This is a genomic window from Blastococcus capsensis (genome assembly GCF_030165005.1).
Lineage (GTDB): Bacteria > Actinomycetota > Actinomycetes > Mycobacteriales > Geodermatophilaceae > Blastococcus > Blastococcus capsensis.
The window spans coordinates 23799-47782 of the sequence record NZ_JASNNW010000007.1; the positions used below are offsets into that span (position 1 = coordinate 23799).

Genomic DNA, 23984 nt, shown 5'->3' on the forward strand with positions numbered 1-23984 from the left:
GTACGCCGACCGGGCCGACGTCGCCTACCCGACGCGGGCGACGGCCTAGCATCGGTGCGTGCGGCTGCTGCGCGACTCCTTCTCCCCCACCACGATCTCCCGCGTGGCGCTGGTCAACGCGGTCGCCAACGGGCTGATCGTCGTGACCGGCGGCCTGGTCCGCCTGACGGGCTCCGGGCTCGGGTGCCCGACGTGGCCGCGCTGCACCGACGAGAGCTTCGTGGCGACCCCGGAGCTCGCCGGGCACGGCGTCATCGAGTTCGGCAACCGGCTGCTGACCTTCGTGCTCGCCGCCGCGGCCATCGCCGCCGTGGTGGTCGTGTGGCGCTCCCCGCGCCGCGACCTCCGCACCCTCGCCGTCCTCACGTTCCTCGGCATCCCCGCGCAGGCCGCGCTCGGCGGGGTCACCGTGCTCACCGGGCTCAACCCGTGGACCGTGGCCGCGCACTTCCTCCTCTCGGCGGTCCTCGTGGCCCTCGCGACCACGCTCTGGCTGCGCTCGCGGGAGCCGGGCGTCGGTGGGCCGCTGCTGCGCCGCCCCCTCGTCCTCCTGGTCAACGGCATCGCCGCCGCCACCGCCGCCGTCCTCGTGCTCGGCACCGTCGTCACCGGGAGCGGGCCGCACAGCGGTGACGTGCCCGACGATCCGGACGCCACCCCGGTCCGCATGGGTTTCGATCCGGAGCTGGTGAGCCAGCTGCACGCCGACGTCGTCTTCCTGCTCCTCGGCCTGACCATCGCCCTGCTGGTCGCACTCCACGCGACCGACTCCCCCGGCCGGGTCCGCCGCGCCACCCGCGACCTGCTGGTCGTCCAGCTGGCACAGGGCGTCATCGGGTACGTGCAGTACTTCACCGACCTGCCGATCGCCCTGGTCCTGGCGCACATGCTCGGCGCGGTGCTGGTCACCGCGTACACGGCGCGGCTGGTCTGGTCGGTCCGCGGCCCGGCGTCGGAGCTGCCGCTGGCCTCATCGACGGAACCGGCCGCCGCCACCCGCTGAGCACGGCCGCGAGCGTGTGCACTCCAGCGGAGTCCGGGACTCAGGAACCGGGCCTCAGCGCACACGGTCGCGCCTGAAGAGACGTCGCCGGGCGGCGTGGACGGCGTGGAGCTCGCGTCGGCACCCCTCCGGATCGCTGGTCAGCCGGCGGTAACCGAAGCGCAGCGTCTGCCAGCCGATGGTGGCCAGCAGAGCATCGCGGCGGATGTCCCTCTCACGCTGCTCGCGGGAACCGTGCCAGGCGGCGCCGTCCATCTCCACCGCGAGCAGGACGTCTTCGTAGGCGACATCGAGGTAGTGCGTCCGCCCGGCGACCGTGACCGGCCGCTGCTGGACGAACGCGGGCATTCCAGGCGCGCAGAACACCTGGAGACAGCCCCAGATCTCCAGCTCGCTCTGGCACCCGTCGGCGAGCAGGCCGACCAGCTCGACGAGTGCCGCACGCCCCGGGAGACGCGGGCGCCGTTCGATCTCGGCGCTCAGCTGCCGCGGAAGGCACAGCCGGCGACGGACGGCGGTGATGGCCGCGGCACGGAGGTCCGATCGGCGGACGCCGTGCGGTCGGCCCCAGGTGTCCACGACTGCGCGCTCGACGCAGGTCACGGGCAAGCCGTCGACCCGCTGGACCGTGTCGGCGACGTCGCGACTGCGGTGGAGCACGACACCCGCTGCCCCGCGCCCGCTGCGCCGGAGGTCGACGGTGAGGTGGACCGGGCCTCCCGGCGGCAGGAGCTCCCACAAGGCGAGTGCGCTGTGATGGCTGACCACCCCGTCGCACGCCTGGACCGCGGCCTCGAGACGGACCCGCCAGTCATCGGCCACCGCGGGAAGGGCGTACACCCCTGGCTGGATGCGGCGCAGCCGGCCGGTCGCCACCCAGGCGGTGAGGGTCTTGCGATCGACCCGTGCGGTGAGCGCCTCCCATGTCGCCCAACCGTCGGGGCCGAGCAAGGTCGGGATGTCGTACGCCACCGCGCGACCCTGTCGAGTCGGGCGCCTCTATGGGGACAGCAGCCGGAACCTGTGGACAGGGCGCTAGAGCGTGGGCGCTCACGCACAGTTCTGATCGCCGGAACCGGGCGCCGGCGCACACGCTCGGAGAGGCTCAGATGATGGCGTCGACGACGATCGCGACCATCAGCAGCGCCAGGTACGAGATCGAGACGTGGAACAGCTGCATCGGCTTGGTCTCCCCGCCGGTCCGGATGCGGAGCAGCAGCCGGTGCGCCTCGATGAGGAACCAGGCACCGAGAACCGCGGCAGCGATCGTGTAGCCGAGGCCGACGCCGTACTCGGCCCCGACCGGCCAGAGCAGCAGCGAGACGGCGACGGTCACCCAGCTCCAGGCGACGGTCTGCCGTCCCACCGACAGGGCGCTGGTGACCACCGGCAGCATCGGCACATCGGCCCGCGCGTAGTCGTCCTTGAACCGCAGCGCCAGCGCCCAGAAGTGCGGCATCTGCCAGCAGAAGACGACGCCGAAGACGACGACCGCCGGCCAGTCCAGGGAGCCGGTCACCGCCGCCCAGCCGATCAGCACCGGCGCCGCACCCGGCACCCCGCCGAACTCGGTGCTGCGCCGGGTGTGCCGCTTGAACACCATGGTGTAGAGGACGGCGTAGTAGAAGATCGCTCCCGCCGCCAGGGCCGCGGCCAGCGGCGTGGTGGTCAGCGCGAGCAGCACGATGGACGCCACCGTGAGCACCACGCCGAAGACCAGCGCCGCCCGCGGGGACACCGCGCCGGTGACCAGCGGCCGCTTCTGGGTGCGGTTCATCATCCGGTCGATGTCGCGGTCGTACCAGCAGTTGAAGACGTTGGCCGCGCCCGCGGCCAACGTGCCGCCGACCAGAGTGCTCAGCAGCAGCGTCCACGACGGCCAGCCGCGATCGGCCAGCATCATCGCCGGCACGGTGGTGATGAGCAGCAGCTCGATGATCCGCGGCTTGGTGAGGCCCACGTAGGCGCCGACCCGTGCACGGAGACGGGTGGCGAGGCCACGCGCGGAGGCGGCGGGGCGCTCGGACAGCGCCGTCACCGGGTGCCCTCGTGCGCGGTCGCGCGCGGGCAGCAGGGCACCACGGGATCCCTTCGGACCGGAGAGCGGAACTGCTCCACTGTAGCCCCGGCCGGTTCCGGGGCAGCCGGACGGCATGGCCTGGGATGACTAGGCTTGATCACGTTGCTGCCACCGGTGCAGCGGGTAGGGGCGACGGTGTCGACGTCGTCGCGCCACCGACCGCAGCAGCGGCCCGAGGACGCCGCAGGCGGGCTACGGCGCACCTCCGCCGGCGGCGGCCGCTCCGCCCGGGCACGACGTCAGGCCTACTCGAGGGAGAACCGACCAGATGGACACGCGAAGCACCGGGCCGGAGGCGCCCGCCGAGGCCGCGACCGACGCCCCGACCGGGAACCCGTCCCAGCCGCGGCCGACCCTCCCAGAGGGCTTCGGCGACCTGGACCGCCGGGCCATCGACACCGCGCGCGTGCTCGCGATGGACGCCGTCCAGAAGGTGGGCAACGGCCACCCGGGCACGGCCATGAGCATGGCCCCGACCGCGTACCTGCTGTTCCACAAGTGGCTGCGGCACGACCCGACCGACCCGAACTGGGTCGCCCGCGACCGCTTCGTCCTCTCGATGGGGCACTCCAGCCTGACGCTGTACGTGCAGCTGTTCCTCTCCGGCTACGGCCTGGAGCTCGACGACCTCAAGGCGCTGCGGACCTGGGGCTCGAAGACCCCGGGGCACCCGGAGGTGAACCACACCCCGGGCATCGAGACGACGACCGGGCCGCTGGGCCAGGGTGTCGGCAACGCCGTCGGCATGGCGATGGCGGCGCGGCGCGAGCGCGGGATGCTCGACCCCGACGCACCCGAGGGCGAGAGCCTCTTCGACCACTCCATCTGGTGCTTCGCCTCCGACGGCGACCTGGAGGAGGGCGTCAGCGGCGAGGCGTCGTCGCTGGCCGGCACGCAGCGGCTCGGCAACCTGACGCTGGTCTACGACGACAACGAGATCTCCATCGAGGACGACACGACCGTCGCCTTCACCGAGGACGTCGGCAAGCGCTACGAGGCCTACGGCTGGCACGTGCAGCACGTCGCCGACGGCGAGGACCTCGCCGCCGTGGACGCCGCATTCGCCGCCGCGAAGGCCGAGACGTCCCGCCCCTCCCTCATCGTGCTGCGGACGGTCATCGCCTGGCCCGCGCCGACGAAGCAGAACACCGGCGCCTCGCACGGTTCCGCGCTGGGCGAGGACGAGGTCCGCGCCACCAAGGAGATCCTCGGCTTCGATCCCGAGCGCACCTTCCAGGTCGACGACGACGTGCTGGAGCACGCCCGCTCCGTCGTCCAGAAGGGCCGCGCCGACCGCGCCGAGTGGGACGAGGCCTTCACCGCCTGGGAGCAGGCCGACACCGAGGGCGCCGCGCTGCTGGCCCGGATGCGGGAGCGCCGGCTGCCCGGGGGCTGGGCCGAGGGGCTGCCGTCCTTCCCCGCCGACGAGAAGGGCGTGGCCACCCGCAAGGCGTCGGGCAAGGTCCTCGCCGCCTTCTACCCGAAGGTGCCCGAACTGTGGGGCGGCTCCGCCGACCTCGCCGAGAGCAACAACACCGCGGTGGAGGGCGAACCGTCGTTCCTGCCCGCCGACCGGCAGACCAAGATGTGGTCCGGCGGGCCCTACGGCCGCACGATCCACTTCGGCGTCCGCGAGCACGCCATGGGCGCGGTCATGAACGGCATCGCGCTGCACGGCGGCACCCGCGTGTACGGCGGCACGTTCCTCACCTTCTCCGACTACATGCGCGGCGCGGTGCGGCTGGCCGCGCTCATGCAGCTCCCGGTCACCTACGTGTGGACCCACGACTCGATCGGCCTGGGCGAGGACGGCCCGACCCACCAGCCGATCGAGCACTTCGCCGCGCTGCGCGCCATCCCCGGCCTCGACGTCGTCCGCCCCGCGGACGCCAACGAGGTCACCGTCGCCTGGCGGACGATCCTGGAGAACAACGACCGGCCGGCCGGCCTGCTGCTGTCCCGGCAGAACCTGCCGGTGTTCGACCGGGAGCAGTTCGGCTCGGCCGAGGGCGTCGCCCGCGGCGCGTACGTCCTCGCCGAGGCGTCGGGGGGGGCGCCCGAGGTGATCCTGCTCGGCACCGGCTCCGAGGTGCAGATCGCGGTCGCCGCCCGCGAACGGCTGGAGGCCGACGGCGTCCCGACCCGCGTGGTCTCGGTGCCCTGCGTCGAGTGGTTCGCCGACCAGGACCAGTCCTACAAGGACGAGGTGCTCCCGCCCACGGTCCGCGCCCGCGTCAGCGTCGAGGCGGGCGTCCCCATGGGGTGGCGCGAGTTCGTCGGCGACGCCGGCCGGATCGTCGGGCTGAACCACTACGGCGCCAGCGCCGCGTACACCGTGCTCTACGAGGAGTTCGGCCTCACCGACGAGGCCGTCGTCGCCGCCGCCCGCGAGAGCATCGAGGCGGCACGGTCCGGCGCCGCCGTCCCCGCCGGTCCCGTCGCCGCCTCCGGCGGCCTCCCCCAGGCCACCGGCGACCGATGAAGGACCACCGTTCCCCCCACGCCTCGCGAGCTCGGCGCGGGCCCCTGAACGGCGGCCGTTCCAGCACCTCACCAGGAAGGCACTGACATGGCACAGAACGAGAACCTGGCCGAGCTGTCGGCCGCGGGGGTCGCCGTCTGGCTCGACGACCTCTCGCGCGACCGCATCCGCAGCGGCAACCTGCAGTCGCTGGTCGACGAGCACTCCGTCGTCGGCGTCACCACGAACCCGACCATCTTCGCCGCGGCGATCAGCGGATCGGACTCCTACGACGACCAGCTGCACGCGCTGGCGGTGCGCCAGGTCAGCGTCGATGAGGGGCTGCGGACCGTCACCGCCGCCGACGTCCGCGACGCCTGCGACCTGCTCCGGCCGCTGGCCGATCGGCAGCCCGGTGACGGGCGGGTCTCGCTCGAGGTGGCGCCGGGTCTCGCCAACGACACCGATGCCACGGCCGCCGAGGCCGCGCACCTGTGGTGGCTGGTCGACCGGCCGAACCTGTACATCAAGATCCCGGCCACCGAGGCCGGCCTATCGGCGATCACCACGTCGATCTCCCGCGGGATCAGCGTCAACGTCACCCTGATCTTCAGTCTCGCGCGGTACCGCGCGGTCATGGACGCCTACCTCAACGGCCTGGAGCAGCGGCTGGCCGAGGACCCCGAGGCCGACCTGTCCGGCCTGGAGTCGGTGGCCTCGTTCTTCGTGTCCCGCGTGGACAGCGAGATCGACAAGCGCCTGGACGCCGCCGACGCCGACTCCTCGCTCAAGGGCAAGGCCGGCGTGGCCAACGCACAGCTGGCCTACCAGGCCTACGAGGAGGTGTTCTCCTCTGACCGCTGGCGCGCCCTCGAAGCGAAGGGTGCCCGGCCGCAGCGCCCGCTGTGGGCCTCGACCGGCGTCAAGAACCCGGACTACTCCGACACGCTGTACATCAGCGAGCTGATCGCCCCCGGCACGGTCAACACCATGCCGGAGAAGACGCTGATGGCCTACGCCGACCACGGGACGCCGGGCACGCCGGTGCAGAAGTCCTACGACGACGCGGCGGCGGTGCTGCAGGCGGTGCGCGACGCCGGCGTCGACCTCGACGACGTCTTCCGCGTGCTCGAGGAGGAGGGCGTGCAGAAGTTCGTCGACTCCTGGGACGAGCTCACCGAAAGCGTCCGCACGGAGCTCGAGGACAAGAAGTGAACGAGCGTGCGAGCTCATGCAGCGACCGAGCGACCCGCGGAAAGCGGGCGACGAGCGCCAGCGAGGAGACGAAGTGACGCTCCGGGTCACCACGCACGGGCTGGAAGTGCCCGAGCCGGTCCGCGCCCAGCTGGTGCAGGACGACGTCGCTGCCCGGCTGGTCCGCAAGGACGCGACCCTGTGGGGTCCGGATGCCGAGAGCGAGGCGGCGGTCCGGCTGGGCTGGCTGGACCTGCCCGCGAGCTCGCGGTCGCTGGTGACGCAGCTGGCCGAGCTGCGCTCGCAGCTGGCCGCCGAGGCGCTGGACCGCGTCGTGCTCTGCGGGATGGGGGGCTCGTCGCTGGCGCCGGAGGTCATCTGCCGGACCGCCGGCGTGCCCCTCGTCGTGCTGGACACCACCGACCCCGGACAGGTGGCCGCCGCCATGACCGATCTGGAGCGGACGGTGGTGGTGATCAGCTCCAAGTCCGGCGGCACGGTGGAGACCGAGAGCCAGCGCCGGGCGTTCATCGCCGCCTTCGCCGAGGCGGGGCTGGACGAGAAGCAGATCGGCGCGCGGTTCGTCGTCGTCACCGATCCTGGTTCGCCGCTGGCCGAGACGGCCGCGGCCATGGGTGCCCGCGCGGTGTTCCTCGCCGACCCGACGGTGGGCGGACGCTACAGCGCCCTGTCGGCGTTCGGGCTGGTGCCGTCGGCGCTGGCCGGCGCCGATGTCGCCGCACTGGTCGACGACGCCGAGGAGCTCGCCGAGCGGCTGGCCGACCCGGCCGGACCGGCGATGGAGCTGGGCATCGCGCTGGGTGCCGCCTTCCGGACCGGGCGGGACAAGCTCGCGCTCGCCGACGCCGGCGACACCCCGGTCCAGGGCTTCGGCGACTGGGCCGAGCAGCTGATCGCCGAGTCCACGGGCAAGCAGGGCCGCGGCATCCTGCCGGTGGTGCTCGAGTCCCCGAAGGCACCGGGCGGGTCCGCCGCCGACGTGCTGCTGGCCCTGGCCGGAGCGGACGCCCCCGGCTGGGCGCCGTCGATCGGCGTCACCGGCCCGCTGGGTGCGCAGTTCCTCGGCTGGGAGTACGCCACCGCGGTGGCGGGCCGGGTCCTGGGGATCAACCCCTTCGACCAGCCCAACGTGACCGAGAGCAAGGAGAACACCCAGGCCATCCTCGCCGCCGGTCTGCCCGACGAGCAGCCGGTCGCGACGATCGGGGCCGTGGAGATCCGCGGCGGCGCCGAGGTGCTCAAGGGCGTGGACCTCTCGTCCCACGACGGGCTCTCCCTCGCGCTCGACGCGCTACTGGCGGGCATCCCTCCCCGCGGGTACCTGGCCGTCATGGCCTACCTGGACCGTCTCGGGGACGCCCGCGCGGCCGACGTCCGGGCTGCGTTGGCCCGCCGCACCGAGCACGCGGTCACCTTCGGCTGGGGCCCGCGCTTCCTGCACTCGACCGGCCAGTACCACAAGGGCGGTCCGCAGGTCGGCGTCTTCCTGCAGGTCACCGGTGCGGTGGCCGGGGACCTGCCCGTGCCCGAACAGCCGTACACCTTCGGGACCCTGCAGGCCGCCCAGGCCGCCGGTGACCGCAAGGCGCTGACCGACCGGGACCGTCCGCTGCTGCATCTCCACCTGACCGACCGGGCGGCGGGCATCGACCAGCTGCTCACCACCCTGAGCTGACCGCCGGGAGCCACGCCGGAGCACCGCCCCTCGAGCCGCGCCTGCTCCGCCCCACCGTCCGTTGCCCGGGAACGGACGGCTGGCTCCCCCGATGACGAGGACGGACGATGAACATCTCCCCGCTGCGCGGCCCGCGATGATCCCCAACCCGCTGCGCGATCCGCGGGACCGGCGGCTGCCCCGGGTGCCCGAGCCGTGCGCCCTGGTGGTCTTCGGCATCACCGGCGACCTGGCGCGCAAGAAGCTGCTGCCGGCCGTCTACGACCTCGCCAACCGCGGCCTGCTGCCCACCAACTTCGCGCTGCTGGGCTTCGCCCGCCGGGACTGGGGCGACACGGAGTTCGCCGAGCTGGCCCGCGAGGCGGCGCGGAAGAGCGCCCGGACACCGTGGCGGGAGGAGGTCTGGGAGCGGCTCGCCGCCAGCGTGCACTTCGTGCAGGGCTCCTTCGACGACGACAACGCCTTCGACGAGCTCGCCGGGGCACTGCACGAGCTCGAGGGCAGCCACGGCATCGGCGGGAACGCGGCGTTCTACCTGTCCATCCCGCCGGCGATGTTCCCCGTCGTCCTCAAGCAGATGCAGCGCACCGGGATGGCCGAGAACACCCCCGGCCGCTGGCGTCGGGTCGTCGTCGAGAAGCCGTTCGGCGAGGACCTGGCCTCCAGCCGGGAACTCAACGCGCTGGTCGACTCGGTGTTCTCCGCCGACGACGTCTTCCGGATCGACCACTACCTGGGCAAGGAGACCGTCCAGAACCTGCTGGCGCTGCGCTTCGCCAACACCCTGTTCGAGCCGATCTGGAACGGGTACAACGTCGACTCCGTCCAGATCACCATGGCCGAGGACGTCGGCATCGGCGGCCGGGCCGGCTTCTACGAGAAGACCGGCGCGGCCCGCGACGTGCTGCAGAACCACCTGCTGCAGCTGCTGGCGCTGACCGCCATGGAGGAGCCGGTCGAGTTCTCCGCCGAGGAGATCCGCACCGAGAAGCTCAAGGTGCTGCGGGCCGTCTCGATCCCCGAGGACATGGGCGCGTTCGCCGTCCGGGGCCAGTACGAGCAGGGATGGCTCGCCGGGGAACGGGTGAACGGGTACCGCCAGGAGGAGGGGGTCGATCCCGACTCCACGACGGAGACGTTCGCCGCCGTCCGGCTCGGCGTGGAGACGCGCCGCTGGGCCGGGGTCCCCTTCTACCTGCGCGCCGGCAAGCGGCTCCCCCGGCGGGTCACCGAGATCGCGCTGGTGTTCAAGCGCGCCCCGCACCTGCCGTTCGCCGACACCGACACCGAGGAGCTGGGCAGCAACCAGCTCGTGGTCCGCGTGCAGCCCGACGAAGGGGTCACCCTGAAGTTCGGGTCCAAGGTGCCGGGCAGCGTCATGGAGGTCCGGGACGTCTCCATGGACTTCCTCTACGGCGAGCAGTTCACCGAGTCCAGCCCGGAGGCCTACGAACGGCTGCTGCTCGACGTCCTCCTCGGCGACGCGACCCTCTTCCCGCGCAACGCCGAGGTCGAGGCATCCTGGGCCGTGATCGACCCGCTGGAGGACTTCTGGCGGGGCACGGCACCCCACCCGTACCGCGCCGGCGAATGGGGCCCGCGGGCCGCCGACGAGATGCTCGCCGCCGAAGGCCGCCGCTGGCGGCGGCCGTGAAGCCGCTGCTGCGCTCCCGCCCACCGGAGGAGACCCTGATGACCGAGCTTGCGAGGTCATCCGTGAGCAGAGCACCGATGGGCGCGGTGCCGACGAGCGCCAGCGAGGAGGGACCGTGACCGAGCTTGCGAGGTCATCCGTGAGCAGAGCACCGATGGGCGCGGTGCCGACGAGCGCCAGCGAGGAGGAACCGTGACCACGTTGTGGGACACCACCGGATCGGCGGTCGTCAAGGAACTGGCCGCCCAGCGACGCACCGGAGGGGCGGTTCTCTCCGGGGTGGCCCTCACCCTCGTCGTCGTCGCCGACGAGAGCCGGGTGACCGAAGCGGAGGAGGCGGCCACCCACGCCGCCGAGATGCACCCCTGCCGAGTGCTCGTCGTGGTGCGGCGGCAGATCGACGCACCGGGCCCGCGGCTGGACGCCGAGGTGGTCATCGGTGGCCGTCTCGGGCCGGGCGAGGCGGTGGTCATGCGCATGTACGGCCGGCTGGCGCTGCACGCCGAGTCGGTGGTGCTGCCGCTGCTGGCCGCCGACGCCCCCGTCGTCACCTGGTGGCACGGGGCTGCCCCGGAGCGGTTGGCCACCGATGCGCTGTCGGTCTTCGCCCACCGGCGGATCACGGACAGCTCGCTGGCCGAGGACCCGCTGGCCGCGCTCCGGGTGCAGGCCGAGGACTACGCCCCGGGCGACACCGACCTCGCCTGGACCCGCGCCACCGCGTGGCGGACGGCGTTGGCCTCGACCGTGGACTCGGTGTCGGGCCGCCGCGGGGAGCCCGTACGGGTGCTCGGCGGATCCATCCAGGGCGATCCGGGCAACGCCACGGCCCGTCTGCTGGCCGGATGGCTGTCCTCCCGCAGCGGTTGCCCGGTCGACATCACCGAGGATGCGCACCGCTCGGGGCCCAGCGGGGTCACCGCGGTGGCTCTGGAGCTGGACCAGCACGAACAGGTCGAGATTCGGGCCGACCACCGCGGCGGCGCCGTCATCTCGCAGCCGCACCGGCCGGACTCCACGGTCGCGCTGCCCGAGCGCGTGCTCGGCGATCTGCTCAGCGAGGAACTGCGCCGGCTGGATCCCGACGAGCCCTACAGCGAGGCCCTGGAGGCCACGACGGGCGTCCGCGGCCTCGCCGACCGGCCCCGGGTCCGTGAACACGTCTGGCTCGACCCCGCGTCCCCCCAGGACACCGACCAGCCCACCGCACCCGAAGGAGCCACCCCGTGAGCGTCTCCCCCGGCGACCGAGTATCGGCCGAACTCGCCCAGGGCGAGCGGCCCGTGCCCGACATCGTCATCGAGCCCGACGATGTCCGGCTGGCCCGGGCGGTGGCCGAGGCGCTGGTCGCCCGGCTCGCTGCCGCGCAGGCGGTGCACGGCACCGCGTCGCTGGTGGTGACCGGCGGTGGGATCGGGATCGCCGTCCTGGAGCGGGTCGCCGGGCTGGCCGCCGAACCGGTGCGCGAGACCGTCGACTGGACCGCGGTGGACGTCTGGTGGGGCGACGAGCGGTTCGTGCCGGGCGAGGACGACGAGCGCAACGAGGAGCAGGCCCGTACCGCGCTGCTGGACGTGGTCGGCGTGCCGGCGGCCCGCGTGCACGCCATGCCCCCGTCGGACGGAGAGTTCGCCGGCCCCGACGAGGCGGCTGCCTGGTACGCCGAGCAGCTCGCCGCAGCCGCACCCGAGGGCGAGAGCCTGCCCCGGTTCGACGTGCTGCTCCTCGGTATGGGCCCGGAGGGCCACACTGCCTCGATCTTCCCCGACTCCCCCGCGGTGCGGGACGACCGGCCGGTGTTCGCGGTCCGCGATTGCCCCAAGCCGCCACCCACCCGCGTCAGCCTCGGCTTCAGCGCGATCAACAGCGCCGAGGAGATCTGGATGGTGGTGACCGGTGGCGGCAAGGCCCCCGCAGTCGCCGCAGCACTGAGCGGTGCGGCACCGGCGGACGTACCGGCCGCCGGCGTGCACGGTCGGCGGGCGACCCGGTGGCTGCTCGACGCGGCCGCCGCCGCCCAGCTGCCCCGCGGCGGGGACTGACCCTCAGCCGCCGCGGCGGACCCGGAGCCGATCGAGCGCCTCCTGGAGCAGGGCGTCGCCGTCGGCGTCGCTGCGCCGCTCGCGCACGTAGGCGAGGTGCGTCTTGTAGGGCTCGATCCGTGGCGCCGGCGGCGGGGCGGCCTGGTCCTGCCCGGCCGGCAACCCGCAGCGGGGGCAGTCCCAGAACTCGGGGACGTCGGCCTCGTGGGCGAGGATCACCCGCGTCTCGTGCCCGTTCGCGCACCAGAACGGGATGCGCCGCCGGGGCGCGGATTCCCCGCGTTCGACCTCGCCCATCGGTCCCGCACCGACCCGGCTGCCCCGGATCGCGTTCCCACCAGCCACGTCTGCCCCCTGATCGTCGGTCCGGGTGCGGCGGCGCTGACCACCGTGCGGGCAGTCTAGGGCCTGACGGGCCACGCTCCGGTCACGATTGCGCGCCGATCGTCATGTGCTGGAACGGCCCTCGTGCAGGGTTCCGCCACGAGCTTGCGAGTGGTGGGGGCAGGAGGGCCCTTGCTCAGGCCTGGACCTTGATCAGGATGCCCAGGCCCACGATGCACACCGTCCAGATCAGCGCGGTGAACACGGTCAGCCGGTTGAGGTTCTTCTCCACCACCGACGACCCGGACAGCGAGGAGGACGCCGCACCACCGAACATCGACGACAGCCCACCGCCCTTGCCGCGGTGCAGCAGGATCAGCACGATGAGGAGCAGGCTGCTGAGGACCAGCAGCACGTTGAGGACCAGCTCCATTGACCTCTCCGGAAGGCTCGACGACCGGCGACGGACGCCAGCTCTCGTTCCGAGCCTAGCCGACGTGCGGCGGGCAACCGGTCAGCGGACCCTGTCGCGGTCCGCTCCCGCGCCGCGGTCCGCTGCTCGCTGCGGTGCCCCCGCGGCTGTCAGCGGACCCCGGCGGTGGCGAGGTCGTAGCCGTCGTAGGGGCGCATGACCAGGCCGTTGCGCAGTCGCTGACCGGACACCAGCTGGATCCGGGTCTCGGTCAGGGCGACGTACGCCGCGCTCGCCCGGGCGGCTTCGGCGACCTCAGCCCACTCGGCCTCGCCCGCCTTCGCCCGGTCGACGAGCGCGTTGATCTCGGGATCGTCGAGCCGCGCGTAGTTCGGGTTGCCGACCTTCGCGATGCTCCGGCCGTCGACCAGCGGCACGAGGAAGGAGGACGGAGTCGGCAGGTCGGGGGTGCGCGTGGCGAGCACCAGCCCGTAACCGTTGCTCGCGACGTTGGCCGGGTTGCCCACCTCGGTCGCGTAGAACGTCGCCGGGTCCAGCGGGCGGACGTCGACGCCGATACCCACCTCGCCGAGCTGCCTGGCTATCTCGTCGGCGACGTCGACGCTGCTGGCGACGTCCGGCACCGCCAGCACGGTGGTGAACCCCTCGGGCCGGCCGCAGTCCTCCAGCGCAGCCCGGGCCGCGTCCGGGTCCGGCTCCGTCCCGGCGTCCTCCGGACCACCCTCCATCGCGCGGGGCCACAACTGGCCGGCCCGTACCGCGTCGACCGCTCCGCCCAGCGCGGACTGCACGCCGCGCCGGTCGATCGCCGCGGCGATCGCTGCCCGGCAGTCGGCGTTGTCCATGGGAGCCACGTCGGTCGGCAGGGCCAGCACCCGGACCGCCCCGGTCGTCACGTCGTCGACCCGCTCCAGCAGGGGCTCGGCGTCCTCGCCGGTCAACCGCGCCGTCGTCGCAGGTTGGACGCCGGTCCCCGAGATGTCGATGTCCGCGGAGCCGGCCAGCAGCGCCTGGTCCCGCGCCAGGCCGGACAACCCCGTCCGGACGACCACGCTGTCGGGCAGCGCGGTCCGGACCTGGTCGGTCGCCGGGTCCCACTGCGGGTTGCGCTCCAGCAGGATGCCGGTCTCCGGATCCACCGAGCTGATGGCGTAGGGGCCCGAAGACACCGGATCCCGGCCGTACTCGCCCCGGGTGTCGGCCTCGGCCGGCACCGGGCTGCTCGAGGGGAGCGCCAGGACGTACGGGAAATCCGGCTGCGGTGCGCGCAGCCGGAAGACGATCGTCCGGTCGTCGGGGGTCTCGATGGCGGTCAGGTCGGGGTCGTCCTCCTCGGTGGAGAACGGCCCCGGGTACGGATTCGCCGGGTCGTCCAGCAGATCGACGACGTAGGTCGGCCCCCCGACGATCACGTCCGAGGCGAACGACCGCTGGATGCCGTACTTGACGTCCCGGCTGGTGATCGGCCGGCCGTTCTCGAACCGCACCCCTTCCTTGAGGGTGTAGGTCCAGCTGAGCCCGTCCTCGGACACCGTGCCGAGGTCGGTGGCCAGGTCGGGAACCAGTTCCGCCGTCGTCCCCGGCTTGCTGGCGAAGGTGACCAGTGTGCGGGTGTAGAGCCGCATGAGGTTCCAGACCCCGGGCAGGTAGGAACGCTGCGGGTCCAGGCTGTCGATGGCCGGTGCGACCACGCGCAGGGTGCCGCCGGGCTCGTCCGACGGGGACCGGACACCCTCGACACCCGCGTCGGGACCGTCGGCCAGCACCGGGACGTCAGCCCGCCCTCCGCCGCCGCCCAGGCAGCTCACGGCGACCACGAGCACGAGGAGGACGACGGCGGCCGCCCCGAGCAGACGCCGGCGCGACCGGTCCCGCGTCCACGCGGGATGCCGATCGGCCAGCCGCTCCAGCGTCTGCTGCACCACCTGCTGCCTGCCTCCACGCGTGTCCGGCCGGGGCGGGCAGCAGGGTTCAGCTACCGCCGGCGGCGATCCGACAGATCTGGGCGAACTCGTCGGCGTCCAGGCTGGCACCGCCGACGAGCGCGCCGTCGATGTCCGCCCCGGCCAGGATCCCGGCTGTGTTGGCGGCCTTCACCGACCCGCCGTAGAGGATACGGACGGACTGAGCCGTCTCGGTGCCGAAGCGCTCGGCGAGCCGTGCCCGCAGGGCACCGCAGACCTCCTGCGCGTCCTCGGGGGTGGCCACCTCGCCGGTGCCGATCGCCCACACCGGCTCGTAGGCGACGACGAGCCGACCGCCCGCGCCCGCACCACTCCCCGTGCCGTCGCCCGGCGCGGTCAGCCGCTCGGCGGTCAGCCCCTCGAGCGCGGCGTCGAGCTGGCCGGTGCAGTGCGCGACGTGCGTGCCCGCCCGGCGGACGTCGAGCCCCTCCCCCACGCAGAGGATCGGCACGATGCCGTGGCGCAGCGCCGCATTCACCTTGGCGGCGACGACGACGTCGTCCTCGCCGCTCAGCGCCCGGCGCTCCGAGTGACCGACCGCGACGTAGCTGCAGGCCAGGGCGCTGAGCATCCCGCCGCTGACCTCACCGGTGTAGGCGCCGGAGTCCGCTGCTGCGAGGTCCTGCGCGCCGTAGCCGATGCCCAGCTTGTCGCCGGTGACCAGCGTCTGCACGCTGCGCAGCGCCGTGAACGGCGGCAGGACGACGACCTCGGCGGTGTCGAGATCCTTCTCCTTGAGCGAGAACACCACCTTCTGGACCAGGCCGATGGCCTCCAGGTGGGTCATGTGCATCTTCCAGTTGCCGGCGATCAACGGCCGGCGACCCTCCCGGGCCCGGGAACGGTCGCTGCGTGCCATCTCACTCCCCCGCTCGGCCGGCCAGCACCGCGAGGCCCGGCAGCTGCCGGCCCTCCAGGTACTCCAGGGATGCGCCACCACCGGTGCTGATGTGGCCGTAGGCGTCCTCGTCGAGACCCAGGACCCGCACCGCGGCCGCGGAGTCGCCACCGCCGACCACGGAGAGCCCGTCGACGGCGCCGACGGCCTGGGCCACGCCCCGCGTACCGGCCTGGAACGGCGCCAGTTCGAAGACGCCCATGGGCCCGTTCCAGAACACGGTCCGCGCATCGCCCAGGGTGGCGCCGAACAGCTCGACGGTGCGCGGGCCCACATCCAGTCCCATCCGGCCGTCGGGGATCTCCTCCACCGGGACCACGCTGGTCTCCGCGTCAGCGCTGAACGCCGTGGCGGCGATGACGTCCACCGGCAGCACGATGCGGTCCCCCGCCTCGGCGAGCAACCGGCGGCAGGTGTCCACCTGGTCGGCCTCCAGCAGCGAGCCGCCCACGCCGTGTCCCTGGGCGGCGAGGAACGTGAAGCACATCCCGCCGCCGACGAGCAGCCGGTCCACCTTGGGCAGCAGCGCCTCGATGACGGCCAGCTTGTCGCTCACCTTCGAGCCGCCCAGGACGACCACGTACGGCCGGTCGGGGTCCTGGGTGAGCCGGGTGAGCACCTCCAGCTCACGAGCGACCAGCCGCCCGGCGGCGTGCGGCAGCCGCTCGGCGACGTCGAACACCGAGGCGTGCTTCCGGTGCACCGCACCGAACGCATCGTCGACGTAGAGGTCGGCCAGGGCGGCCAACCGATCGGCCAGCTCGCCGCGCTCGGCGTCGTCCTTCGACGTCTCGGCCGCCTCGAAACGGACGTTCTCCAGCAGGAGCACGTCACCCTCGCCGAGGGCGGCGGCCTTGGCCCGGGCGTCGTCACCGGCGACGTCGGCGGCCAGCGGCACCGCCGTCCCCAGCAGCTCACCGAGTCGCGCGGCGACCGGCGCCAGGGAGAACTGCGGGTCCGGCGTGCCCTTCGGCCGGCCGAGGTGCGCGGCCACGATCACCCGTGCACCGGCGTCGCGCAGCGCCTGCAGGGTGGGCAGGCTGGCGCGGATCCGGCCGTCATCCGTGATGGCGCCGGTGGACTTGTCGAGCGGGACGTTCAGGTCGGCGCGCAGGAGCACGCGCCGACCTGAGACGCCCTCGGCGATGAGGTCGTCGACGGAGCGCATCAGAGCTTCGAGCCCACCAGGGCGGTGAGGTCGACGAGGCGGTTGGAGTAGCCCCACTCGTTGTCGTACCAGCCGAGCACCTTGGCCATGGGCCCGAACACCTTGGTCAGCTTCGCGTCGTAGATGCAGGACGACGGGTCGGTGACGATGTCCGAGGACACGATCTCGTCGGAGGTGTACGTGAGGTACTTGCCGAGCGGGCCGGCGGCGGCCTCGCGGTAGGCGGCGTCGATCTCGTCGGCCGTCGCCTCGCGCTTGAGCTGCACGGTGAGGTCGGTCGCCGAGCCGGTCGGCACGGGGACGCGGATGGCGTAGCCGTCGAGCTTGCCCTTGAGCTCGGGCAGCACGAGGCCGATGGCCTTCGCGGCACCGGTGGAGGTCGGCACCATGTTCAGCGCCGCGCCGCGGGCCCGGCGGAGGTCCTTGTGCGGACCGTCCTGCAGGTTCTGGTCGGCGGTGTAGGCGTGGATCGTGGTCATCAGGCCGCGCTCGATGCCGAAGGCGTCGTTGAGGACCTTGGCCAGCGGGGCCAGGCAGTTCGTGGTGCACGACGCGTTGCTGATGACGGTCTGGGAGCCGTCGTACAGGTCGTCGTTGACGCCCATGACGATCGTGATGTCGTCGTCGGTGGCGGGCGCGGAGATGATGACCTTCTTGGCGCCACCGGCGTCGACGTGCTTGCGCGCGTCGGCGGCCTTGGTGAAGAAGCCGGTGGACTCCACGACGACGTCGACGCCCAGGTCGGCCCAGGGCAGGTTCGCCGGGTCACGCTCGGAGAGCACCTTCATCTTGGTGCCGCCGATGGTGATGCCGTCGCCGTCGGCCACGACGTCCTGCGGGAGCCGGCCCAGGATGCTGTCGTACTTGAGCAGGTGGGCGAGTGCCTCGTTGCTGGTGAGGTCGTTGACCGCCACGATCTCGATGTCCTGACCGCTGGCGGCGACGGCCCGCCAGAAGTTGCGGCCGATCCGGCCGAACCCGTTGATGCCTACCCGGACCGTCACTGCAGACCTCCCATGGAAAACGTCACGTTCGCCGGCCGCACGCGTCGCACGGCCTCGCTCCGCCAGACCCTATCGGTCCGGCTCCGCACCGGCTCCTGGTCGCCCGTTCGGGCGACCACCCCCGGCCTCCGACCCCTCGAAGATCAGGCCAGGTGATCATCAAGGGTCCTGGCTCGGCGTCGACGGTGAGCCAGGACCCCGTCAGGTGAGCCAGGACGCCGGGGTGCGGGCCGGCGCCTGCACGTCGACAGGCCCGCCACCCCAGAGGGCGACGGACCTGTCGACGAAATGGCCGAGTGCTGCCCGGCGAGTGCGAGCCGCTACTGGGCCAGCATGTCGTCGGTGACGACGGATTCCGTGTCGGGGATGCCGAGGTCCTTGGCCCGCTTGTCGGCCATCGCCAGCAGCCGCCGGATCCGGCCGGCGACGGCGTCCTTGGTCATCGGGGGGTCGGCGCGCTGCCCGAGCTCCTCCAGCGACGCCTGGCCGAACTCGAGCCGGAGCCGGCCGGCGACCAGCAGGTGCTCCGGGGCGTCCTCGCCGAGGATCTCCAGCGCCCGCTCGACCCGGGCACTGGCGGCCACGGCGGCCCGTGCGGAGCGGCGCAGGTTCGCGTCGTCGAAGTTGGCCAGCCGGTTGGCGGTCGCCCGGACCTCGCGGCGCATCCGCCGCTCCTCCCAGGCCAGCACCGCGTCGTGGGCGCCCATCCGGGTGAGCAGCTGGCTGATCGCCTCGCCGTCGCGGATGACGACCCGGTCGATGCCGCGCACCTCCCGGGCCTTGGCCGGGATGCCCAGGCGCCGGGCGGCGCCGACCAGCGCCATGGCCGCTTCCGGCCCCGGGCAGGTCACCTCCAGCGACGAGGAGCGACCGGGCTCGGTCAGCGAGCCGTGCGCCAGGAAGGCGCCACGCCAGGCCGCCTCGGCGTCGTTGAGGCTGCCCGACACGACCGACGGGGGCAGCCCGCGCACCGGGCGCCCGCGCTGGTCCACCAGACCGGTCTGCCGGGCGAGACCCTCGCCGTGCTTCGCGATGCGCACGAGGTACCGCACGCCGCGGCGGATGTTGCCGCCGGCCAGGACGCTCACCCCGCTGGTGTAGCCGTACACCTCGCTGATGTCCCGGCGCAGTCGCCGGGCCACCGACCCGGTGTCCAGCTCCGCCTCGATGACCACCCGCCCACCGACGATGTGCAGGCCACCGGAGAACCGCAGCAGAGCGGTCACCTCGGCCTTGCGCTCCGAAGTCTTCGTGCACTCAACCCTGGAGAGCTCGTCCTTCACCATGGCGGTCATCGCCATGCTGTCCACCCCCACGTTCCCCCGGGACGTCCTGCGCCCGCAGCTCGGGTCAGCGTCATGTACGCCGTCCCCTTTCCCCCTCGTGCCGGCCAGACGGCCATCCACCCGGTACCCGCACGGACACTCCTATTCGTTCACCGCAGGCCGACCACCGAGGCCAGGGCCGCGGACAGTCGCACGGGGTCGTGCCGGGGTGCGCCGTCCGGCTCGGCGACCGACGCCAGCAGCAGCTCGGCACCGCACCCGCGGACAGCCTCCAGGAGACCACGGCGGTCAACAACCGCCTCCACGTCCGCGATCACGGTGTGCAACGCCACTCCGTCCAGATGGGCCTGCAGCACGGAGAGATGTTCCTCCGGGGAGAAGCCGTCCGTCTCACCGGGTTGCGGCTCGAGGTTCAGCACCACGACCACCTGCGCCTCCGTGGCGGCCAGGGCGGCGCGGAGCTGGGGCACCAGCAGGTGCGGCAGCACCGAGGTGTACCAGGAGCCGGGACCGAGCGAGACGACGTCGGCCTGCTCGATGGCCTCCAGCACCGCCGGGTGGACGGCGGGATCGGCCGGCGCGATGCGGATCTCGCACACCCGGCCCGGGGTGGCCGCGATGGCGACCTGGCCGCGGATGGTGCGCACCCGGGCGGGGTCGTCCGGGTCGGCGGTCTCCACGCGGGCGACGAGGTCGAGCGGCTCGTCGGCCATGGGCAGCACCCGGCCACGCGCGCCGATCAGCGCGGCCAGCTCGTCCAGCGCCCGCACCGTGTCGCCGCCGTGCATCTCCGCGAGACCGGTCAGGAGCAGGTTCCCCACGGGGTGTCCGGCCAGGACGCCGCTGCCGCCGAAGCGGTGCTGGAACAGGTCGGCGAGGGTCTGCTCGCGTTCCCCGTCACCTGCCAGTGCGGCCAGCGCCATCCGCAGGTCGCCGGGGGGCAGCACGGGCATCTCCCGGCGGATCCGCCCGGACGAGCCGCCGTCGTCGGCGACTGTCACCACCGCCGTGAGCTCGGGGGTGATCCGTCGCCAGGCCGCCAGCGCCGCGGCCAGGCCGTGTCCGCCGCCGAACGCCACCACCCGCGGCGCGCGCCGCGGGACCGGTGCGCCGCCCACTACTCGCGGCCCAGGTCACGGTGACGGGCGACGGCGGCGATCCCCTCGTCCCCGAGCCTGCGGGCGAACTCCTCGGCGATCGCCACGCTGCGGTGCTTTCCGCCGGTGCAGCCGACCGCCAGCGTCAGGTACCGCTTCCCCTCCCGCCGGTAGCCCGGGATGAGCAGTCGCAGGACCTCGGTGTACCGGTCGAGGAAGTCGGCGGCGGCGTCCTGCCCGAGCACGTAGTCACGGACGTCGGCGTCGCGGCCGGTGTGCGACCGCAGCTCGGGGATCCAGTGCGGGTTGGGCAGGAAGCGGGCGTCGACCACCAGGTCGGCGTCCAGCGGCAGGCCGTACTTGAAGCCGAAGCTCATCACCGTGGCGGTCAGGGGCGGGGTGCTGCCCGCCCGCGCGAAGGCGTTCTCGAGCGTCGCCCGCAACTGGTGGACGTTGAGGTCGCTGGTGTCCACCCACAGGTCCGCCTCGCCGGCGATGCCGGTCAGCAGCGCCCGCTCTGCGGTGATCCCGTCGATCAGCGTGCCGTTGCCCTGGAGCGGGTGCTCGCGGCGGTTCGACTCGTACCGGCGGACCAGCACCTCGTCGCGGGCGTGCACGTAGACCACCCGCGGCCGGTGCCCGGCGTCGGACAGCACCCGGATGGCCTCCTGCAGGTCGCTGGAGAAGGCCCTGCTGCGCACGTCGACGACGGCGGCGAACCGGCGCAGGTCGCCGCGCGCGCCGAGCTCCACCATGGGGAGCAGCAGCGCCGGTGGCAGGTTGTCGACGACGAACCAGCCGAGGTCTTCGAGCACGCGGCCCGCGCTGTTCTTCCCGGACCCCGACAGGCCGGTGACGACGACGACGTCCAGCGGCGGCGTCTCGGTGCTCGCCGGGTCGATGGCCGGGGACCGACCGTTCTGTGACCCCACGGCGTCGGTCCGGGACGTCACGAAGCCACCCGGCCCACCTCGGCGGTGTCACCCGAACCGGGGCGCGGGGCACCCTGCTGGGCGGGGCCCTGCGGCGCGAGAGCCGTCTCGACGGGCTCGCCGCCCTCCGGGGTGCCGGACGGCTCGGCGACCGCCGCTTGCACCGCCTCCGCCGTCCGCCTACCGATGCCGGGCACCGCCATGAGCTCCTCCACGGTGGCCGCGCGCAGCCGCTTGAGCGATCCGAACTGCTTCATCAGCGCCTTCCGCCGGGCCTCACCGAGGCCCGGGACGTCGTCCAGCAAGGAGACCAGCATGCCGGTGGAGCGCTTCTGCCGGTGATAGGTGATGGCGAAGCGGTGGGCCTCGTCGCGCACCCGCTGCAGCAGGTACAGCGCCTCGGACGTGCGCGGGAGGATCACCGGGTCGCTCTCCCCCGGCAGCCACACCTCCTCCATGCGCTTGGCCAGGCCGCAGACGGCGACGTCGACGATCCCCAGCTCGTCGAGCGACCGGGCGGCCGCGGCGACCTGCGGGGCGCCGCCGTCGACGACGAGCAGGTTCGGCGGGTACGCGAACCGGCGCGGCCGCCCCTCCTCCGCCGCGACGCCCTGCTCGTCGCGGCGATCCTGCTCGTCCTTGAGGTGCCGGGCGAACCGGCGGCGCACCACCTCGGCCATCGCGGCGGTGTCGTCCGTGCCCTCGGTGACGGAGAACCGGCGGTAGTCGGACTTCTTGGCCAGGCCGTCCTCGAAGACCACCATGCTGGCCACCACGTTCGTACCCTGGACGTGGCTGATGTCGATGCACTCGATGCGGAGCGGGGCATCGGGCAGCTCGAGGGCCTCCTGCAGCTCCGAGAGGGCCAGCGACCGGGCGGTGAGGTCGCTGGAGCGCTTCACGCGGTGCCGGGCGAACGCTTCCTTGGCGTTGCGCTCCACGGTCTCCATCAGGCTGCGCTTGTCGCCGCGCTGGGGCACGCGCAGGGAGACCCGGCCGCCGCGCAGCTCCTCCAGCAGCTCGACGTAGACGTCGGCGTCCTCCGGTAGCTTCGGGACCAGGACCTCGCGCGGCACGGCCTCCCCCGCCTCACCGACGCCGGTCTGCTCGTCGACGCCCCCGTACACCTGCAGGAGGAACTGCTCCACCAGCTGGCCGGTGGTGAGCTCCTCGACCTTGTCGATGATCCAGCCGCGCTGCCCGCGCACCCGGCCTCCGCGGACGTGGAAGACCTGGACCGCGGCCTCCAGCTCGTCCTGCGCGAAGGCGACGACGTCGGCGTCGGTGCCGTCGCCGAGGACCACGGCCTGCTTCTCCATGGCTCGCTTCAGCGCACCGATGTCGTCGCGCAGCCGTGCGGCCCTCTCGTACTCCATCGTCTCCGCGGCGGCGGCCATCTCCTGCTCGAGGCGACGGAGCATCGTGTCGGTGCGGCCGGCCATGAAGTCGCAGAAGTCGTCGACGATCTTCCGGTGCTCCTGGGCACTGACCCGGTCGACGCAGGGTGCGGCGCACTTGCCGATGTAGCCGAGCAGGCACGGCCGGCCGATCTGCCCGGCCCGCTTGAAGACACCGTTGGAGCAGGTGCGAGCCGGGAAGACGCGGGTGAGGGTGTCGACGGTCTCCCGGATCGCCCAGGCGTGGGCGTAGGGACCGAAGTACCGGACGCCCTTCTTCTTGGGCCCGCGCATCACCTGCAGCCGCGGATACTCCTCGCTCAACGTCACGGCGAGCGACGGGTAGCTCTTGTCGTCCCGGTAGCGGACGTTGAACCGGGGATCGAACTCCTTGATCCAGTTGTACTCGAGCTGCAGCGCCTCCACCTCGGTGCCCACGACGGTCCACTCGACGCTCGACGCCGTCGTCACCATCTGCCGGGTGCGGGGGTGCAGGCCCGCGACGTCGGCGAAGTAGCTGTTGAGCCGCTGGCGCAGGCTCTTCGCCTTGCCCACGTAGACGACCCGGCCGTGGGGGTCGCGGAACTTGTAGACCCCCGGGCTCTCGGGGATGGAACCGACCGCTGGGCGGTACGTGGACGGGTCGGCCATGCCTCCACCCTAAGTCGCCGTACCGACACGGCTGCACGACGGACACCGGGCGTCCGGAATCGACTCGTCGAGTCGATCACACCGTCCTGGAGCGCCATCCGCCACGAGGCGCAGCAGCCGGCGAGCGCTGCCGCACCACGCCATCGCACCGACCGTCCCACCAGGCCGTGGCACGTGACATCGGGGCGTGCACATGCCTCTGACGGGGCCCATCGGGCCCCGTCAGGACGTCGCTCCGAGGAAGTGCTGTACGTCAGCCCACGGGCTGGGAGCGCCGCACCGCGACGGCCGTGGGCATGCGCGCGGCGACGGCGGAGGCGCCGTGGGCGGCCAGGCGGACGACACGGCGGGTGAGCGCCACGGCCGCGAGAACGCCCACGGGGACGGCGACGAAGTCGAACGCGTCGGACACCACGTCCTTGGTCACGACCAGCAGTGCGACGCCGAGGAGCCCGACCAGCACGGCGGCGGAGACGATACCCGACCCGGGCCTGCTCTTCCCCTGCCATGGCTGCCCACAGTGGCTCATGTCCGGGTCACAGTCGGGCGTGAGTGCGCTCATCGCGGCCTCCTCGGGGACACAGGACGTCCCAGTGATGTCGATCACACACACGGTACGCCCTCGTGACATGTCTCACAAGCTTCCGGCCTGATGACCTTCGACGGGCCCCGCCGCGGGTCGCACGCCAGCGCCGTTCCC

20 protein-coding genes are annotated in these 23984 nt (G+C 73.0%); 7 read left to right on the forward strand and 13 right to left on the reverse strand.

Features of this window, described 5'->3' with window-relative positions:
- Positions 1-58: 58 nt before the first annotated feature.
- The gene (locus tag QOZ86_RS07640) at positions 59-1003 is read left to right on the forward strand and encodes a COX15/CtaA family protein (RefSeq protein WP_284491358.1); all 945 of its coding nucleotides are present in this window, start codon (positions 59-61) and stop codon (positions 1001-1003) included.
- Positions 1004-1057: 54 nt separating this feature from the next.
- Here QOZ86_RS07640 and QOZ86_RS07645 read toward each other — a convergent pair whose 3' ends face one another.
- Together QOZ86_RS07645 and QOZ86_RS07650 are read right to left on the reverse strand one after the other, a co-directional pair.
- On the reverse strand, positions 1058-1975 hold the full coding sequence (locus tag QOZ86_RS07645) for a DUF559 domain-containing protein (protein WP_284491359.1): 918 nt from the start codon (positions 1973-1975) through the stop codon (positions 1058-1060).
- A gap of 133 nt (positions 1976-2108) precedes the next feature.
- Positions 2109-3041: a heme o synthase gene (locus QOZ86_RS07650; RefSeq protein WP_284491360.1), complete on the reverse strand. Its 933-nt coding sequence runs from the start codon at positions 3039-3041 to the stop codon at positions 2109-2111.
- 310 nt (positions 3042-3351) lie between these two features.
- Between QOZ86_RS07650 and tkt the strand changes: the two genes are divergently transcribed.
- The 6 genes from tkt to pgl all read left to right on the forward strand — a co-directional run bounded on the left by tkt (position 3352) and on the right by pgl (position 12130).
- The gene (gene tkt, locus QOZ86_RS07655) at positions 3352-5565 is read left to right on the forward strand and encodes a transketolase (RefSeq protein WP_284491361.1); all 2214 of its coding nucleotides are present in this window, start codon (positions 3352-3354) and stop codon (positions 5563-5565) included.
- Between the two features lie 87 nt (positions 5566-5652).
- Positions 5653-6759 carry a transaldolase gene (tal, locus tag QOZ86_RS07660; RefSeq protein ID WP_284491362.1) on the forward strand — a complete coding sequence of 369 codons (1107 nt, stop codon included), beginning with the start codon at positions 5653-5655 and terminating at the stop codon, positions 6757-6759.
- Between the two features lie 73 nt (positions 6760-6832).
- Complete coding sequence (locus tag QOZ86_RS07665) at positions 6833-8434, forward strand: glucose-6-phosphate isomerase (RefSeq protein WP_284491363.1); 1602 nt, start codon at positions 6833-6835, stop codon at positions 8432-8434.
- Between the two features lie 136 nt (positions 8435-8570).
- On the forward strand, positions 8571-10088 hold the full coding sequence (zwf, locus tag QOZ86_RS07670; protein WP_284491364.1) for a glucose-6-phosphate dehydrogenase: 1518 nt from the start codon (positions 8571-8573) through the stop codon (positions 10086-10088).
- A 192-nt stretch (positions 10089-10280) separates the two neighbouring features.
- Entirely contained in the window at positions 10281-11318 is a 1038-nt protein-coding gene (locus QOZ86_RS07675) for a glucose-6-phosphate dehydrogenase assembly protein OpcA (protein ID WP_284491365.1), read from the forward strand.
- On the forward strand, positions 11315-12130 hold the full coding sequence (gene pgl, locus QOZ86_RS07680) for a 6-phosphogluconolactonase (protein ID WP_284491366.1): 816 nt from the start codon (positions 11315-11317) through the stop codon (positions 12128-12130). The genes QOZ86_RS07675 and pgl overlap by 4 nt, the downstream gene beginning before the upstream one ends.
- Positions 12131-12133: 3 nt before the next feature.
- On the opposite strand, the gene QOZ86_RS07685 is transcribed toward pgl, so the two are convergent.
- The 11 genes from QOZ86_RS07685 to QOZ86_RS07735 form a co-directional block, all read right to left on the reverse strand.
- Positions 12134-12475 (reverse strand): RNA polymerase-binding protein RbpA, encoded by a 342-nt coding sequence (locus QOZ86_RS07685; protein WP_284491367.1) that lies wholly within the window; start codon positions 12473-12475, stop codon positions 12134-12136.
- Positions 12476-12650: 175 nt separating this feature from the next.
- Entirely contained in the window at positions 12651-12887 is a 237-nt protein-coding gene (secG, locus tag QOZ86_RS07690) for a preprotein translocase subunit SecG (protein ID WP_284491368.1), read from the reverse strand.
- Positions 12888-13036: 149 nt separating this feature from the next.
- On the reverse strand, positions 13037-14812 hold the full coding sequence (locus QOZ86_RS07695; RefSeq protein ID WP_284491369.1) for an ABC transporter substrate-binding protein: 1776 nt from the start codon (positions 14810-14812) through the stop codon (positions 13037-13039).
- A 46-nt stretch (positions 14813-14858) separates the two neighbouring features.
- Complete coding sequence (tpiA, locus tag QOZ86_RS07700) at positions 14859-15710, reverse strand: triose-phosphate isomerase (protein ID WP_284491370.1); 852 nt, start codon at positions 15708-15710, stop codon at positions 14859-14861.
- A 1-nt stretch (position 15711) separates the two neighbouring features.
- Positions 15712-16917, reverse strand: a complete 1206-nt coding sequence (locus tag QOZ86_RS07705) for a phosphoglycerate kinase (RefSeq protein WP_284491371.1) — start codon at positions 16915-16917, stop codon at positions 15712-15714.
- Positions 16917-17921, reverse strand: a complete 1005-nt coding sequence (gene gap, locus QOZ86_RS07710) for a type I glyceraldehyde-3-phosphate dehydrogenase (protein ID WP_284491372.1) — start codon at positions 17919-17921, stop codon at positions 16917-16919. Before gap ends, QOZ86_RS07705 begins: the two co-directional genes overlap by 1 nt.
- Positions 17922-18241: 320 nt before the next feature.
- Positions 18242-19222 (reverse strand): DNA-binding protein WhiA, encoded by a 981-nt coding sequence (whiA, locus tag QOZ86_RS07715; RefSeq protein WP_284491373.1) that lies wholly within the window; start codon positions 19220-19222, stop codon positions 18242-18244.
- A gap of 134 nt (positions 19223-19356) precedes the next feature.
- A complete protein-coding gene (locus tag QOZ86_RS07720) occupies positions 19357-20325 on the reverse strand; it encodes a gluconeogenesis factor YvcK family protein (protein WP_284491374.1) in 969 nt (322 codons plus the stop codon).
- Positions 20325-21257, reverse strand: coding sequence for an RNase adapter RapZ (gene rapZ / locus QOZ86_RS07725; RefSeq protein ID WP_284491375.1), 933 nt, complete (start codon positions 21255-21257; stop codon positions 20325-20327). The genes QOZ86_RS07720 and rapZ overlap by 1 nt, the downstream gene beginning before the upstream one ends.
- Positions 21254-23284: an excinuclease ABC subunit UvrC gene (gene uvrC, locus QOZ86_RS07730; RefSeq protein WP_284491376.1), complete on the reverse strand. Its 2031-nt coding sequence runs from the start codon at positions 23282-23284 to the stop codon at positions 21254-21256. The genes rapZ and uvrC overlap by 4 nt, the downstream gene beginning before the upstream one ends.
- Before the next feature lie 253 nt (positions 23285-23537).
- Positions 23538-23846, reverse strand: coding sequence for a hypothetical protein (locus QOZ86_RS07735; RefSeq protein ID WP_284491377.1), 309 nt, complete (start codon positions 23844-23846; stop codon positions 23538-23540).
- Positions 23847-23984 lie beyond the last annotated feature (138 nt).

Excerpts from the sequence above, each read along its gene's own strand:
- tkt (WP_284491361.1), top strand. The coding sequence starts at position 3,352 with ATGGACACGCGAAGCACCGGGCCGGAGGCGCCCGCCGAGGCCGCGACC.
- QOZ86_RS07705 (WP_284491371.1), bottom strand. The coding sequence starts at position 16,917 with ATGCGCTCCGTCGACGACCTCATCGCCGAGGGCGTCTCAGGTCGGCGC.
- tal (WP_284491362.1), top strand. The coding sequence starts at position 5,653 with ATGGCACAGAACGAGAACCTGGCCGAGCTGTCGGCCGCGGGGGTCGCC.
- QOZ86_RS07735 (WP_284491377.1), bottom strand. The coding sequence starts at position 23,846 with ATGAGCGCACTCACGCCCGACTGTGACCCGGACATGAGCCACTGTGGG.
- zwf (WP_284491364.1), top strand. The coding sequence starts at position 8,571 with ATGATCCCCAACCCGCTGCGCGATCCGCGGGACCGGCGGCTGCCCCGG.
- whiA (WP_284491373.1), bottom strand. The coding sequence starts at position 19,222 with ATGGCGATGACCGCCATGGTGAAGGACGAGCTCTCCAGGGTTGAGTGC.
- tpiA (WP_284491370.1), bottom strand. The coding sequence starts at position 15,710 with ATGGCACGCAGCGACCGTTCCCGGGCCCGGGAGGGTCGCCGGCCGTTG.
- uvrC (WP_284491376.1), bottom strand. The coding sequence starts at position 23,284 with ATGGCCGACCCGTCCACGTACCGCCCAGCGGTCGGTTCCATCCCCGAG.
- secG (WP_284491368.1), bottom strand. The coding sequence starts at position 12,887 with ATGGAGCTGGTCCTCAACGTGCTGCTGGTCCTCAGCAGCCTGCTCCTC.